We start from the raw sequence: 14,928 nt of genomic DNA, 5'->3' as shown, positions 1-14,928 counted from the left end.
CGCTACGCGGATATCCGCCGATACACCGATATACCTGTTGAACTTCGAGCGCCGTTCCATCGGCGTAACGGCGGATATCGCCTGCGGCGATATTCGCCCTACATGTGTAGCCCTACAAAGACGAGAGTGTTTATGCGCATTACCAACTCGCAGACCGCTGCCACCATGCTCAGCTCCATGAACCGCAATTCTGCAGAGATGGCCGAGCTGATGCAGAAAATGTCCGATGGCACGCGCATTCTCAAACCCTCGGACGACCCGGTGGCCAGTGTGCGCTTGCTGCGTATTCAGCGCGCCGAGGCGAGCCTGACCCAGTACGGCAAAAACATCACCAACGTGTCGAGCAACCTGTCGATTCAGGAAACCAACCTGCAAAGCACCTCCGACACCATGATCGAAGCGCGTGACCTGCTGCTGTGGGCGGCCAACGGCTCGAACACCTCGAAAGACCTGAATGCCATGGCCAGCGAACTCTCCAGCCTGGAAAGTACGCTGCTCAGTTACCTGAATGTGCGTGACGAGGAGGGGCGTTATCTGTTCTCCGGCACGCTCACCGATCGCCCGGCCGTGGTGTACGACAGCGCCACCGAAACCTACAGCGCCAATGGCAACGACAAGACCCGTCAGGCCGCCGTGGCCAACGGTGTGCTGGTGCAGGAAAACGTCGCCATTGCCGGCGTATTCGGCACCGGTATGGATTTTCTGAACAACCTGCACAGCGTGGTCAACCTGCTCAAGGACCCGGCGCTGGACAGCACCGACCCGGCCACCGTGCAACAGATTCGCGATGCCATTACCCAGCTCGATGCCACCCATGGCGACGTGCTCGGCAGCATCACTGAGCTCGGCGGGCGGCAGAACACCCTGACGCTGCTCAACGACAGCAACCAGGATGTGTCGCTGGTAAACAACCAGATCGATGGCGAGCTGGCCGGGTTGGATTACGCCGGCGCCAGCATCGATTTGCAGAACTACAAACTGGCCTTGCAGGCGACGCAGAAGACCTACCTGACGGTCAACGAACTGTCGCTGTTCGACCTCCTGTAATTCGCCTGAACGAGACCTGCCATGAAGGTTGAAAAGCCGTTAACGGCCATTGCCGCCCTTGATCCACAGGAGCGCCGCCAGGCGGTGTTGCGTGACACGCCGCTGCCCACGGCCGGCAAGGCCGAGCCTGCTGCCACCCAGGCGCCGGCCAGCGAGCGTACGCGCAGTAAAGGCGCGAGTTTCAACCTGCAGTTGAACCAGCAACTGTCGAGCATGCAGTCGGCCGAAAGCTATCTGGATGAACTGAGCAGCCGCCTGCGTCAGCTGAAAATCAACCTGAGCCGCGAAATCAGCGCGGCTCAGGGTGCTGACAAGGAAGGCCTGCAACAGGCCATGCAGCAGGTGAATCAACTGCTGGCCGAGCGAGCCGAGCGTTCCGGCGGCACCCTGGACAGCACGCTCAAGCTGCGCCTGAACGAACCGTTGCGCAGTCGCTTCAGCGTAAGCGGGCTGGACTCGCTCGCGGCCATTCAGGATTCGGGCAAGGAAACCTTGCTGTTCAGCGCCGGGCGGCAGTCGTCCGAGCCGATTGCGGTGGTGCTCGATGACAACATGAGCGGCGAGCAGGTATTGCGCCGTTTCAATGTCAGCCTCGGGCAGATTGGTGTGCGGGCAGAACTCTCGCAGAGCGGCGAGCTGAAATTCTCGGCGCGCGAAAGCGATTGGCAAAACCTAAAACCGCAGCTGGCAGTGCAGGGCGAGGGCAAGCTGTTTGCCAAAGGTACGTACCAGCCGGTGCAAAGCCAGGATGATCAGCTGTTCAATTTTCCCGCCGACGTAACGGCCGACAGCCAGCGCGAACTGCGGCGGGTGTTGGACTCGGTGGTGGCGGCGCTGGACAAGGTGGGGGCCATTCGAGACCAGCTCAGCCATCGTCAGCAGGAGATTCGCGATTTCCTCGCGCGCCAGGCCAATAACGATGAAAAGCAGTGGGCCGCCGACTACGCCAGCTCCGCGTTCAATATGGTCAATCGCTCGCCTGCCAGTTATGCCGCCGTCACCCAGACCGTGGTCGCCCAGGCCAATATCAGCCGTTTTGCCGTGGTCAGCCTGCTGTCTTGAACCACTTCGGGGGGAGGTATGCCGCACCGATTGCGCGCTTGTATGCGCGGCCTCTGCACCTGGTACGGGTGGGGGCAAAAACGCTCAACCAAACGGTCAATTTCGCCCAAGGGTTTACATCCCTGGGACATTCGAGCGCGTAATGGCCAGATCCCGGGAAACCTGGGTTTTCTTCTAACGCTTACTCGGATTATGCTCAGCGCAATTGCGTTTCGTGCGTACCAATTCTGCCTGGCGCCGCGCACTGTTTTTCACAGAGAGGCCACTATGGTTTACATCCAGCGCGACGAACACGGAAAGTTACTGCGCGTCGAGCAAGAGCCGTTTCCCGAGATGAGCGCCAGCATGGCGGTGGAAAGCGAAGAGCTGCAAACCTGGCTGAACACCAAGCTGCAGGTGCAGGCCAAGCTGGAAATTCTCAAGGAGTCGGACTGGACCCTGATTCGTGTGCTCGAAGACGTGGTTAGCGTGCTGGTGGAAAAAGGCCTGATCAGCTACACCGACCTGCCCCTTGCTGCCCGCCAGAAACTCGACCAGCGCGCCATTGCCCGCGCTGATCTGGAAGGCATTTCCGATCACCCTGACCTGGAATAGGTCAGCGGGTTTCAAGCCCCAGGCCTACCTGTAACAACCGCCCGATATCGCGGGCCCGCTCACGCAACAGCGTCGGGGCTTGCTGGCAGGCTTCTTCCAGCGTCATGGGGCCGTGGGCCAGCGAGAAGGCGGCCTGAATGCCGGCCTCGTACAGCTGGGCATAACCTTCGCCCAAGGTGCCCGCCACCACCACCACCGGCAACTCGAACTGCCTTGCCACCCGTGCTACGCCCAGCGGGGTTTTGCCACGCAAGGTTTGCGCATCGAAGCGCCCTTCGCCGGTTACCACCAGATCGGCGCCGTGCATTTTTTCCGCAAGGCCGGTGAGCTCCGCCACCACCTCCACGCCCGGACGGAACGTCGCGTTCAAAAACGCCTTGGCGGCAAAGCCAATCCCTCCGGCTGCACCGGCACCGGGTTCGTCGCGGCGGTCGGTGCCCAGCACCACAGCGGCGACATCGGCGAAGTGGGCGAGGGCGGCATCCAGCTGTTTGATCTGCTCGGGGCTGGCGCCTTTCTGTTTGCCGAAGGTGAACGAGGCGCCGTGGGGGCCGCACAGCGGGTTATCCACATCGGCGGCGACTTCCACCTGCACATCGGCCAGGCGTGGGTCGAGGTGTTTGATATCGAGAATGGTCAGCACCGACAGCGGCAGGCCGCCAGGGCCGATAGGGTGGCCGCCAGCGTCCAGTAGTTTTGCGCCGAGGGCTTGCAACATGCCGGCGCCGCCATCGTTGGTGGCGCTGCCGCCGATGGTCAGAATCACTTTTTGTGCGCCGGCATCCAGGGCCGCAAGCATCAACTCGCCGGTGCCACGGGTGGAGCTGAAACGCGCGTCGCGCAGCTCCACCGGTACCAACTGCAAACCGCTGGCTTCGGCCATTTCGATAATCGCCGTGCGCGAGTCCGGCAGCCAACCCCAGCGGGCTTTTACCTGCTGGCCGAGCGGGCCGCTGACGAGGGTGCTGCGTGCTTCGCCGTGCAGCGCGGCCAGAATGGCATCCACCGTGCCTTCGCCGCCGTCGGCCATGGGGCACTGCACGAGCTCGGCGTCGGGCCAGACATCCTTGAAACCAAGCGCCAGTGCGGCCGCTACGTCGGCGGCACCCAGGCTGTCTTTGAAGGAGTCGGGGGCGATGACGATTTTCATAACAGGCTCCGGCAATTCAGGCATTTAAAAACGATCATGCTGGCACGCAGCAACGGCGTTGCGCTTTGGCCAGTGACACAAGGTGGCGTGACGCGGTTTGTGCAAGCAGACAAAAATCAGCCACTGCTGGGCATCAGTTGCACGGCCAGGTACAGCTCCACCAAGTCGTCCAGGCGGCTGAGGTCTTTGCCGGTCAGTTCGGCAATACGTTCCATACGGTAGCGCAGGCTGTTGCGGTGAATACCTAGGGCATCGGCGCAGGCCTGCGGTTGGCCATTGTGTTCACACCAACTGCGCAACGTGCGCAGCAATTGGCCATTGCCGTCACGGGCGACGATGTTGTGCAGCGGCACCAACAATTCGCCCAGGGTGTCTTCGGCCCGGTGGGTCCACAGCAGCGTAGGCAAGCGGCAGCGGGTGAGCGACAGAAACAGGCGATAGGGTTTTACCGCCTGCCCATACGCCAGCAATTCGGCAATCCGGTGGCAGCAGCGGCGCAGGGCGTGCACATCTACACAGGGCATACCCGATGCCATGCGCTGCAGGTTCCAGCCTTGGCTTTTCAGGCGCTCGGCGAAGCGCTGCGGGTCGATGGCGATGGGGCAGCACCACAGCACGGTGTGTGGCGCCGGGGTGCTGCACCAACTGTCGGTGTAATGGCTGCGCAGCCAGTCCGCCAGCTCGGCAGAGCTCTGACCGTCGGCAATTTCGATCAGGTGCGGGGTGCGACTTAAATGCGGTTTCAGGCCCAACTGGTGGGCTTCGTCGATCAGCCGTTGCGAGCCGCCGGTTTCCCCCAGCATGACCGCCAGCAGGTCATCGCAGCGGGTTTTGCGCCATTGTTGTTCGGCCTGGATACGGCTCTGGTCCACCAGCATTTCCGCAGTCATACGCACGAGCTCGGCGTAGGTGCGCAGGGCCTGCGGGTCGCCGGAAATGCCCAGAACGCCAATCAGCTGTTCATCGTGCATCAACGGTAAGTTGATGCCGGGTTGCACCCCCTTGAGAGTGCGGGCAGCCTGTTCGTCCAGCTCCACAATGCGGTGGTTGGCCAGCACCAGTTGCGCGCCTTCGTGGCGGGTGTTGATACGGTTGGGCTCGCCGCTGGCAAGGATCAGCCCCTGACTGTCCATCACATTCACGTTGTAGGGAAGAATGGCCATCGCGCGGTCCACGATGTTCTGCGCCAGTTGGTGGGTGAGTTCGAACATGCAGGGCATCCTGACCGGGAAAACGATTGGGCAACGATACAACAGCTGTAGCGTCAAATTGTCACTGCGCCCAAAGGCGCTGGCTGTGATGCTGCTTTATCGTGGGTTTTTCTGAAGTAACGACGCTGAATTTGTGCGAAGTCACAGAAAATAGCCGCTAAAGGGGTGCAAGGCCCCAAAGCGCTGGCGTGGCCAAAACACTAAGCTCGAACCGCACCACACCGTCATCAGGCGGCACCGCTTAACGCAGTTATTACAACAACAAGCACAGAGGATTGACCCCATGCCCAACCCTTCAATCAAGGACGTGGGCGACGTTGAAGGCGACTCCGTCTACCGTCGCGTCACCCTGCACCTGATTCCCTTCCTGTTTATCTGCTACCTGTTCAACTACCTGGACCGGGTAAACGTTGGCTTTGCCAAGTTGCAGATGCTCGATGCCCTGAATTTCAGCGAAACCATCTACGGGTTTGGCGCCGGTATTTTCTTTATCGGCTATGTGCTGTGCGGGTTGCCCAGCAACCTGGCGCTGAGTCGCTTCGGCCCGCGCCGCTGGATCGGCCTGATGATGATCACCTGGGGCTTTTTCTCCACCTGCCTGCTGTTTGTCACCACGCCGATGGAGTTCTACGTGCTGCGCTTTCTGACTGGCATGGCCGAAGCGGGCTTCTTCCCCGGCATCGTGCTGTACCTCTCGCGCTGGTACCCCAACCAGCGCCGCGGCCGCATCATGGCGCTGTTTATGTCGGCCATTCCGGTATCGGGGCTGTTGGGCGGACCGTTTTCCGGCTGGATTCTCAACCACTTCGCCGCCGGCCACGCGGGCCTCGCTGGCTGGCAGTGGATGTTTTTGATTCAAGGTCTGCCCACCGTGCTGCTGGGTGTGCTGGCGTTCTGGCTGCTGTGCGACAACGCCGAAAGCGCGCGCTGGCTGACCCCTGAACAACGGGCACGCGTGGCGGCCGATATCGCCTTCGACGACCGCAACCGCCCGGTACAGGCCAATACCTCGGTGCTGGCCGTATTGACCATGCCCTTTGTCTGGGTGCTGGGTTTTATCTACTTCTGCATCCAGAGCGGCGTGTACGCCATCAACTTCTGGCTGCCGTCGATCATCAAGAACCTGGGCTTTAGCGACGCCCTGGTGATTGGCTGGATCAGCGCCGTGCCGTACCTGGCCGCCGGTGTGTTCATGCTGCTGGTGGGCCGCTCGGCAGACCTGCGCAACGAACGCCGCTGGCACCTGGTAGTTCCGATGCTGATGGGCGCCATCGGCCTGGTGATTGCTGCCAACTTCGCCACCGTGCCGGTCATCGCCATTCTCGGCCTGACCATCGCCACCATGGGCGCACTCACCGGTTTGCCCATGTTCTGGCCGCTGCCGACCGCCTTCCTCAGCGCCAGTGTGGCGGTGGCGGCGTTGGCGTTGATCAACTCCATTGGCCAGATGGCGGGCTTCCTCAGCCCCTACATCGTCGGCTGGATCAAAGACCAGACCGGCTCCACCGATGTGGCGCTGTATAGCCTGGCGGCCTTGACCGTGGTCGGCAGCTTGGTGGCGTTGCGGGTTAGTCGGCCGGTGAAAGCGGGGGCTGCGGTGTAGGGCGAATGTTCGCCGTTACACCAGCGCGGACAATCCAAATACCGCCGATCGGGTAGGGCGAACATCTGCGAAGCGGATATCCGCCGTTCTCGCGGTTGCCCCAGACGGCGGAAATCGCCTCCGCGATATCCGCCTATCGCCTACCGTCTGCCGTCTAACCGAGTCGTAGGGCGAATATCCGCAGAGCGGATATCCGCCGTTTCGCCGATCTCTATCTCATCCAAGATGTCATTCCCCGCCCATTCCAAAGGGTAGATTCCGCTGGCAACCGCTCTATGGAAGGACGAGTAAGGCCACTCTTTCACTGTGCCAACCAGCCCGTGTTTTACCGGGTTGATGTGGATGTAGTCATAGTGTGTCTGGTAATCCGCAACGTCGCGAATGAGATGCTCCCAGTACCGCGACTGCCATATCCCGCGCTGCGCACGTCGTTGTTGGGCCGGAGTTAGAGGTTCGCTTCTACTGATCTGTTTACTGAAGTTCGATTTGATGACTTTCCAGCGAGTCGCAAAATCACAGTCGCCCGGTGGTAGCGTCCACATGCAATGCATGTGATCCGGGAGCACGACCCAGGCTTCTATTCGAAAGGGATGGCGGTGCTTGGTGGCCGCTACTACGTTGCGTAGTAATCCTATCTCGCGCACCAGCAAGTCCGAGCTGCGAGCACGCAAAGTGACGGTAAAAAAGTGTGTGCCGCCAGGCACCCATACGCGCCGGTAGTTAGCCATTTAAAACGGTCCATGTTCTTGGTGGGAAAGGCGAGTCTATTGCCATGTCCCACTGAAAACGGTCCGTAATATCTGGCTTATGTGCCGTTCATTCGTAGGAGGAAATGGCGGATATCGCCTTTGGCGATATTCGCCCTACTGTCCGCCGTCTAACCAAAGCGTCGGGCGGATATCCGCCGATACACCCTCTCAAGCAAACACAAAATACTTGCGAACGGTCTCCACCACTTCCCAGGTGCCTTTCATGCCCGGCTCCACCACAAAGATATCGCCGGCGCGCAGGTGAATTGGCGCCAGGCCGTCCGGGGTGATGATGCAGTAGCCTTCCTGGAAGTGGCAGTATTCCCACTTCACGTACTCCACCCGCCATTTGCCTGGTGTGCAGATCCAGGTACCCATGATTTTGCTGCCGTCATCCGAGGTGTAGGCATTGAGGTTTACGGTGTGCGGGTCGCCTGCGATGCGCTCCCATTTGCAGGCGTCGACAACAGGCATGGGCTGGGTATCGCGCAAAACGGTGATCGGTGGATTGGCCACGGGCAACTCCAGGTAGCGGAAAAGGGCCACCACCATAGAGCGGGCCGGCCGGGAGCAGTTGTCTGGGGGAGACATGGGGGTGTCTGTCTGCGCTGTCAGAGGTGCGCCGTTTTGCCCGTCAACCAGGCCGACAGGCTTCGCGGTGGCACGCGGCCAGAGAATGCCGCAGACTTGCCCGCCGCCGACCTTCCCGCGCACAACCCTCCGCCAGGACCACCCGCAATGCACACCTCCCTCAGCGCCCGCGAGGCCTATCAACTGCTTAAAGACATCGCGATGGGTGTGCGGGTAATGACCCGTGTGGGCGAGCACTGCTGGAGCACCTGTCATTGCGGGCCCATACCCATCGATGTGGAGGGTTGGCGCCTGACGTTGTTCAAGGAGGGCGGTGAGCCCGGCTACTGCGTTGAATGCAGCGCGCCGGATGGGCGCAGCGCCGGTGTAGAAACCTGGGGGCGGCACGGCACCGACCCTGTTCAGTTGCTGAGCCGTTGGGAGCGAGAGCAGCTTGAACGATTGCTCAAAGGGCTATGACATTGACCGCCGACCGCTTGCTCGCCATCGCCATAACCAACCCCGTGCCGATTTATTCGAGCAAAAAGCCAGGCGCTACCAAGCGCGCTGGCCATGGCTGAAAATTGTTGACCATAGCGGCAAGTAGCCGGTACGCAGCTGCGCAGCAAAGGCTTTACAACGCACGAAAACAAACTAGCGTAGAACCCATCATTACTGCCCTGCTGCTGTTGGTTCAGCACGTGCCCTTAAGGAGAAAAAACGTGGCTACGTTCACGCCCGGTCAACTTCACATCGAGCGCCACGCGCTTACCGCTACCGACGTCAGTTACAACCTGTACCTGGACTACAAGCTCTCCGAAGACCCGAAACTGGGCAAGGGCATGCTATTTACCCTGCACGGCAGTATTGAAGGTAAAGACCTTAACGAGCCGTTTTTTCTGCCCAAGGATGAGGCCTATAACTTCGCCAGCAACGTCACCAAGATCGCCGAAAAATATGGCGTGCCAAAGGCGTTGAGCAGCATCGGCTCCTCGCACAAGCACTACGACCTTATGTTCGAAGACGTGCGCGCCCAGCTGAATATGAAGCCGGGCGATCCCGTCAAACCGGAGTTGTTTGAGTAAGCCGGGTAGCCCACTAGAGAGAACTGGAGCGTTCTGGGTCGTATAAAAAAGCCGCCAATTTGGCGGCTTTTTGTTGGGGGTTGGATCAAGTCCGATTCTCGACGTTTGCAGCTGTTTCAATCGCCAGCTATCGCAGCCGTGCTTTGCTGTCTGACCCGTCACATCCATGCAGTAAGGCCGATGTTCTGCCAGCCTTCTCCATCACGCAGATGCTGGCGGCTCGTACTCGTTGACGTACCCGACCGTGCCCTGCATCCGACTCAGCAGGTTCACCAAGGTGTCAACCTCTTCGGGCGAGAAATCGCTTAGCAACCGCCGCTCTCTCTCCAATGCCACTTTGAGCACGCGGTCATGCAACGCCTTGCCTTCGGGGGTCAGGCTGACGGCGTAGCGGCGGCCATCTTTGCTGTCGACCTGGCCCGAAATTCGACCCGATGCTTCCAGCAACTGGAGCGAACGGCTGACCGCGCTTTTATCCAGCCCGATGACTTGGCAGATTCGATTGGCAGTGATGTTGCTCTCCACGGCGAGCAGGGCGATCAACCGCCATTCCACAACGCCAATGCCGAAATGCTTGCGGTAGCTGATCGAGGCGCCGGTAGCCAGCTTGTTGGCCAGGAACGTGAGCATGGCTGGAACGTAGCGGTTGAGGTCCAGCTTTTCGGTATCGGACATGGAGACGAGCCTTGAAAGTGAGATAAACGGCATAGTCAAACTAGTTGACACCGCAACTAAATGATTGGATTCTACTTCCAGCCACGCCGTGCGTGGGCTGTTCGCATCATATGCGACAGCCGCCCCTACAAAAATAAGTAACAGGTAGCTCCAATGAACCGTATCGCCTTTACCTGTCGTGCGCGACGGGCTCCAGCCGTAACCAGCCCTCCCTAGAGCGAGCGCGCTAGCTCACCCATTTCTATTCGCTTTTTGCAGCCACTTTGGTGTGGAGGGTCGTTTCATGCTTCAAGTTTTAGTTAACCGCAAGGCTATCGAGGCCGACGGTATTTGCAGTTTTGAATTGCATGCCTCCAACGGCGAGCTGTTGCCGTCCTTCACGGCGGGCGCCCATGTCGATGTGCATCTGCCATCTGGAGTGGTTCGCCAGTACTCATTGTGCAACCCACCCCAAGAGCGTCATCGCTATCTGATCGGCGTGCTGAAGGATCCACTCTCCCGTGGCGGTTCCCAGGCCATGCATGAGCAGGTGGAGCAGGGGCAGACACTGCAAATCAGTGAGCCACGCAATCTGTTTCCACTCGCTGCTGAAGCTGAGAAACACGTGCTCATAGCAGGTGGCATCGGCATCACGCCAATGATGGCAATGGCCTTTGAGCTTGAGCGGCAGGGTGCGGACTTCGAGCTGCATTACTGCTTTCGTTCCCGCAACCGCGCGGCATTTCTCGATTCTCTGGAAAACGCGACGTTTGCCCACCGGCTGAGGTTGCACGATGACAGCAGTGAAGTGCCGTCCAAACTCGATGCCAGCGCATTGCTGCAACGCCCTCAGGCCGGGTGGCATATCTATGTGTGCGGCCCTGGCGGCTTTATGGACCACATCCTCACCACCGCCGCGGCGGCGGGCTGGCCAGAGGAACACGTGCATAGAGAGTTTTTTGCTGCGGCCCCAATCGATCACGACGGCGACCAGGCCTTTGAAGTGGAGCTCGCCCGCTCAGGCAAGGTTATGCAGATTCCCGCAGACCGCTCGGTGTTCGAGGTGCTGGATGAGGCCGGTATCGAGATCGAAACCTCCTGCGAGCAGGGCATCTGTGGCTCCTGCATTACCCGCGTACTGAAAGGCACGCCGGACCACCGCGACCAGTTCATGACCGACGCCGAACACGCCCGCAACGACCAATTTACGCCGTGTTGCTCACGCGCCAAGACCCCACGTCTGGTCCTGGACCTCTGAGCGCCTCTGAATCCGCCCCTGACCCCACTCGAATTTCGGGAGAACACTATGAATGTCCCTGGCAGCGAATCCCTGGCTTACGAAGTCGCCGCACCGGCGCCTGTGCCCACCTTTCCTCTGGATCAGTGGTACGTCGCCGCGCTCGGCTGGCAGCTCACCGACAAGCCCGTCGGGCGCACCTTGCTGAACAAACCGGTGGTGCTGTTCCGCACGCCGGATGGTCAGGTCGCGGCCCTGGAAGACCGCTGCTGTCATCGCGCGCTGCCGCTTTCCAACGGCACGCTGGATGAGCGCGGCCTTCGTTGTGGCTACCACGGGCTGCTGTTCAATGGTGACGGCAAGTGCATTGAAATTCCGGGGCAAGACAAAATCCCTAGCAAGGCCAAGGTGCCGGCGTATCACGTAAAGGAACGTGATCAGATCGTGTGGATCTGGTTCGGCAGCAGTGAGCACCCCGAGCCGAACTGCGAGCCTCCGGCGTACGAGGTGCACAGCAGCGGCAAGTACATTTTCGATGGCGATGTATACCACTACGACGCACCGTACCAGCTTATCCACGACAACCTGATGGACTTGAGCCACCTGGGCTACGTGCACCTGCGCACCATCGGCGGCAACGCCAGCATCCATATGAACGCAGAGATGAAGGTCGAGAGCGACGACCGCACGGTAACGGTTACTCGTTATATGCCAGGTTCTGTGCCACCGCCGACCTACGTGGCCGCGTACCCCTTCAAAGACCGAGTAGATCGCTGGCAGGAAATTGAATTTCACGTTAGCCACCTGCGCATCTGGACCGGCGCTGTCGATGCAAATACTGAGTCCTTGAGCAACCCGGATCGCGGCGGTTTTCATATGCGCGGTTTCCATGGCGTCACCCCTGAAACAGAAACCACCAGCCACTACTTCTGGACCATCGCCACCAACCCGCAAAGCGATCATGAGGCGATCAAAGCCAAGGTCGTCGAGCAGACCGCGCTGACCTTCGAAGAAGACAAAGTGATCATCGAGGCTCAGTACCAAAACATGTGCCGCTTTGGCACGCCCCCGATGATCGATATCCATGTGGATGTGGGCGCCAACCGTGCGCGCAAGATCATTGAGCAGCTTCGCCACTGCGCTCGTTGAGTGCACAGCGGCCTGGGCCGGGCTGGCCTCAGGTTGCTGTCTTTTATCCCGCAACAGCCGCAACCTAATAAGGAGATTGTGTATGTCTGGTAATCGAGGCGTGGTTTATCTGGGCGCCGGCAAAGTCGAAGTGCAGCACATCGACTACCCGAAAATGCAGGACCCGCGCGGTAAGAAAATCGAGCACGGCGTCATTCTCAAGGTCGTTTCCACCAACATCTGCGGGTCTGACCAGCATATGGTGCGTGGCCGGACCACCGCCCAGGTCGGTCTGGTGCTGGGGCACGAAATCACTGGCGAAGTGATTGAAAAGGGCAGCGACGTAGAGCACCTGAAGATCGGCGATCTGGTCTCGGTGCCGTTCAACGTGGCGTGTGGTCGTTGCCGCTCCTGTAAAGAACAACATACCGGTGTCTGCCTCACTGTTAACCCGGCCCGTGCCGGCGGCGCATACGGTTATGTGGACATGGGCGACTGGGTCGGTGGCCAGGCCGAATACGTGCTGGTGCCATACGCCGACTTCAACCTGCTGAAGCTGCCGGACCGCGACAAGGCCATGGAGAAAATCCGCGACCTGACCTGCCTGTCCGACATCCTGCCAACCGGGTACCACGGTGCGGTCACCGCCGGGGTAGGGCCGGGTAGCTCGGTGTATATCGCCGGCGCTGGCCCGGTAGGTTTGGCTGCGGCGGCGTCGGCACGTTTGCTGGGTGCCGCCGTGGTGATTGTGGGCGACGTCAATCCGATCCGTCTGGCTCACGCCAAGGCGCAGGGTTTTGAAATTGCCGACCTGTCTACCGACACACCGCTTCACGAGCAAATCGCCGCGCTGCTGGGCGAGCCCGAAGTGGATTGCGCCGTCGATGCCGTCGGCTTTGAAGCGCGCGGACATGGCCATGCAGGGGCACAACACGAGGCGCCGGCCACAGTACTCAACTCGCTGATGGGCGTGGTGCGGGTCGCCGGCAAAATCGGTATTCCGGGCCTCTACGTGACGGAAGATCCGGGGGCCGTGGACGCCGCAGCCAAGCTCGGCAGCCTGAGTATTCGTTTCGGGCTGGGCTGGGCCAAATCCCACAGCTTCCATACCGGGCAAACACCCACCATGAAATACAACCGCCAACTGATGCAGGCCATCATGTGGGGCCGCATCAACATCGCTGAAGTCGTGGGTGTACAGGTGATTAGCCTGGACGACGCACCGCGTGGCTACGGTGAGTTCGATGCCGGTGTACCGAAGAAGTTTGTGATCGACCCACACAAACTGTTCAGTGCGGCCTGATGGAGAAACAGTGGTGAGATCAACTGCTGATCTCACCGCTCAGCCCGGGTGCTAGGCAGGGCGCCTTGTGTGTTCGTTCCAACAAAAATAAAAAGGTATCGCTATGCAACTCTTGCGCTCCCGTGAATCCGGGCCGGCTTCGGCTGCCCAGCGTTTGGCCAATGCCCTCGCAATTGATCTTGGAGGCAGCCGACATGGATAAGTCGATTGGGCAGCAAATGGATGAAAAACCAATGGTCGGGTTTCAATGGGCGGTGATCGCTCTGTGCTTCCTGATCAATATGCTCGACGGATTTGACGTGCTGGTCATGGCGTTCACCGCAGCCTCCGTCTCTAGCGAGTGGGCACTTACCGGTACCCGACTCGGCTACCTGCTAAGCGCTGGCCTAGTGGGTATGGCCATCGGTTCGTTATTTATCGCGCCTTGGGCTGACCGTTTCGGTCGCCGCCCTCTAATTCTGGTCTGCGTGACCGTGGCAGGGCTTGGCATGGTGTCATCAGCCCATGCGTCCTCGCCGGAGATGCTCGCTGGATTACGGCTGATTACCGGGCTTGGAATTGGCGGCGTGTTAGCCAGCAGTTATGTGATCGCCGGCGAGTACGCCAGCAAGAAATGGCGTGGCTTGGCCATCAGTTTGCAATCCACTGCTTACGCGCTCGGTGCCACCATCGGTGGCCTGATCGCGGCGCAGATTATTCCGGCGATGGGCTGGCGTTCGGTATTTCTTTACGGTGGCATCGTGACCTTGATGACACTGCCGCTGCTGTATTTCTGGTTGCCAGAGTCGCTGTTGTTTCTGGTTTCACGGCAGCCAACAGGTGCCCTGGAAAAGATCAATCGGCTGCTCAGACGCGTGCATCTGGCCGCCATCAGTCAGCTACCGCTTGTTCAAGCATCTGCTCGACAGCCGCTGCGCACGACCTTTGCCGAGCTGTTCTCCCCAGGCCTGTTGCGCTCCACGCTGCTCATCTGGCTGGCGTTCTTTCTGGTGATGTTCGGCTTCTACTTCGTCATGAGCTGGACCCCCAGACTTCTGGTGTCGACGGGGTTGTCCAACCAGCAGGGCATCACTGGCGGCGTTCTGCTTAACGTTGGTGGCATTGTCGGCACTGCGGTCATCGGCCTGCTCGCCGCGCGCTACAGATTATCTCGTGTTCTGATTGGCTACCTGGTGGTCAACAGCGTCCTGCTTGCCATGTTTGTGCAGTTCACCTCCAACCTGAATCTGGCGTTCGGCCTTGCGCTGGCAATCGGCGTGTTTGTGAATGGCTGCGTGGCCGGTCTGTATGCCTTGACCCCGACTCTCTACAGCGCTGCCCAACGGGTAACCGGTTTGGGCTGGGGTATTGGCATCGGCCGCTCGGGGGCAATCCTTTCGCCTCTGGTAGCGGGGCGACTGATTGATGCGCAGTGGACGCCCGCGCAGCTGTATGTGCTTTTCGCCGGCGCCTTCCTGCTTGCCGCGCTGGCCGTCTGGGGGCTTAAAGCCCGCTCTGTTTCTTCATTGAGCCCGGCAACTGCTGGCTGAACCCTC

The 14,928-nt window shown here is 60.0% G+C and carries 15 protein-coding genes; 10 read left to right on the top strand and 5 right to left on the bottom strand.

Annotated features, from left to right (window positions below):
• Window positions 1-132 precede the first annotated feature (132 nt).
• From flgL to PKE98_RS16600, 3 genes are all read left to right on the top strand, one after another.
• Complete coding sequence (flgL, locus tag PKE98_RS16610) at window positions 133-1,047, top strand: flagellar hook-associated protein FlgL (protein WP_271196436.1); 915 nt, start codon at window positions 133-135, stop codon at window positions 1,045-1,047.
• A 21-nt stretch (window positions 1,048-1,068) separates the two neighbouring features.
• Window positions 1,069-2,109 (top strand): hypothetical protein, encoded by a 1,041-nt coding sequence (locus tag PKE98_RS16605; RefSeq protein WP_271196435.1) that lies wholly within the window; start codon window positions 1,069-1,071, stop codon window positions 2,107-2,109.
• Between the two features lie 267 nt (window positions 2,110-2,376).
• Window positions 2,377-2,703: a tryptophan synthase subunit beta gene (locus tag PKE98_RS16600; protein WP_271196434.1), complete on the top strand. Its 327-nt coding sequence runs from the start codon at window positions 2,377-2,379 to the stop codon at window positions 2,701-2,703.
• A gap of 1 nt (window position 2,704) precedes the next feature.
• Here the strand turns inward: PKE98_RS16600 and PKE98_RS16595 are convergent, their stop codons facing one another.
• Both PKE98_RS16595 and PKE98_RS16590 read right to left on the bottom strand, forming a co-directional pair.
• Entirely contained in the window at window positions 2,705-3,853 is a 1,149-nt protein-coding gene (locus tag PKE98_RS16595; protein ID WP_271196433.1) for a glycerate kinase, read from the bottom strand.
• 116 nt (window positions 3,854-3,969) lie between these two features.
• Complete coding sequence (locus tag PKE98_RS16590) at window positions 3,970-5,064, bottom strand: sugar diacid recognition domain-containing protein (RefSeq protein WP_271196432.1); 1,095 nt, start codon at window positions 5,062-5,064, stop codon at window positions 3,970-3,972.
• Between the two features lie 283 nt (window positions 5,065-5,347).
• Here PKE98_RS16590 and PKE98_RS16585 point away from each other — a divergent pair, with 283 nt between their 5' ends.
• On the top strand, window positions 5,348-6,667 hold the full coding sequence (locus tag PKE98_RS16585; RefSeq protein ID WP_271196431.1) for an MFS transporter: 1,320 nt from the start codon (window positions 5,348-5,350) through the stop codon (window positions 6,665-6,667).
• Between the two features lie 140 nt (window positions 6,668-6,807).
• On the opposite strand, the gene PKE98_RS16580 is transcribed toward PKE98_RS16585, so the two are convergent.
• Together PKE98_RS16580 and PKE98_RS16575 are read right to left on the bottom strand one after the other, a co-directional pair.
• The gene (locus PKE98_RS16580; RefSeq protein ID WP_271196430.1) at window positions 6,808-7,395 is read right to left on the bottom strand and encodes an REP-associated tyrosine transposase; all 588 of its coding nucleotides are present in this window, start codon (window positions 7,393-7,395) and stop codon (window positions 6,808-6,810) included.
• Between the two features lie 189 nt (window positions 7,396-7,584).
• Entirely contained in the window at window positions 7,585-7,968 is a 384-nt protein-coding gene (locus PKE98_RS16575) for a cupin domain-containing protein (protein ID WP_271196429.1), read from the bottom strand.
• 186 nt (window positions 7,969-8,154) lie between these two features.
• Here PKE98_RS16575 and PKE98_RS16570 point away from each other — a divergent pair, with 186 nt between their 5' ends.
• Together PKE98_RS16570 and PKE98_RS16565 are read left to right on the top strand one after the other, a co-directional pair.
• Window positions 8,155-8,466: a DUF7693 family protein gene (locus PKE98_RS16570; RefSeq protein ID WP_271196428.1), complete on the top strand. Its 312-nt coding sequence runs from the start codon at window positions 8,155-8,157 to the stop codon at window positions 8,464-8,466.
• Between the two features lie 242 nt (window positions 8,467-8,708).
• Window positions 8,709-9,071 (top strand): DUF5064 family protein, encoded by a 363-nt coding sequence (locus PKE98_RS16565; protein ID WP_271196427.1) that lies wholly within the window; start codon window positions 8,709-8,711, stop codon window positions 9,069-9,071.
• A 201-nt stretch (window positions 9,072-9,272) separates the two neighbouring features.
• Here PKE98_RS16565 and PKE98_RS16560 read toward each other — a convergent pair whose 3' ends face one another.
• Window positions 9,273-9,746 (bottom strand): MarR family winged helix-turn-helix transcriptional regulator, encoded by a 474-nt coding sequence (locus PKE98_RS16560; RefSeq protein ID WP_271196426.1) that lies wholly within the window; start codon window positions 9,744-9,746, stop codon window positions 9,273-9,275.
• 283 nt (window positions 9,747-10,029) lie between these two features.
• Between PKE98_RS16560 and PKE98_RS16555 the strand changes: the two genes are divergently transcribed.
• The 4 genes from PKE98_RS16555 (at window position 10,030) to PKE98_RS16540 (ending at window position 14,922) form a co-directional block, all read left to right on the top strand.
• Window positions 10,030-10,983: a PDR/VanB family oxidoreductase gene (locus tag PKE98_RS16555; RefSeq protein WP_271196425.1), complete on the top strand. Its 954-nt coding sequence runs from the start codon at window positions 10,030-10,032 to the stop codon at window positions 10,981-10,983.
• A gap of 48 nt (window positions 10,984-11,031) precedes the next feature.
• A complete protein-coding gene (locus PKE98_RS16550; RefSeq protein ID WP_271196424.1) occupies window positions 11,032-12,111 on the top strand; it encodes a Rieske 2Fe-2S domain-containing protein in 1,080 nt (359 codons plus the stop codon).
• Between the two features lie 82 nt (window positions 12,112-12,193).
• Window positions 12,194-13,393, top strand: a complete 1,200-nt coding sequence (gene fdhA / locus PKE98_RS16545; protein WP_271196423.1) for a formaldehyde dehydrogenase, glutathione-independent — start codon at window positions 12,194-12,196, stop codon at window positions 13,391-13,393.
• Between the two features lie 194 nt (window positions 13,394-13,587).
• Window positions 13,588-14,922, top strand: a complete 1,335-nt coding sequence (locus tag PKE98_RS16540; RefSeq protein ID WP_271196452.1) for an MFS transporter — start codon at window positions 13,588-13,590, stop codon at window positions 14,920-14,922.
• Window positions 14,923-14,928: the final 6 nt, after the last annotated feature.

It is taken from the genome of Pseudomonas turukhanskensis (genome assembly GCF_027922365.1).
Taxonomy (GTDB): Bacteria; Pseudomonadota; Gammaproteobacteria; order Pseudomonadales; family Pseudomonadaceae; genus Aquipseudomonas; species Aquipseudomonas turukhanskensis.
This window is presented reverse-complemented; position numbering and strand designations above follow the sequence as displayed.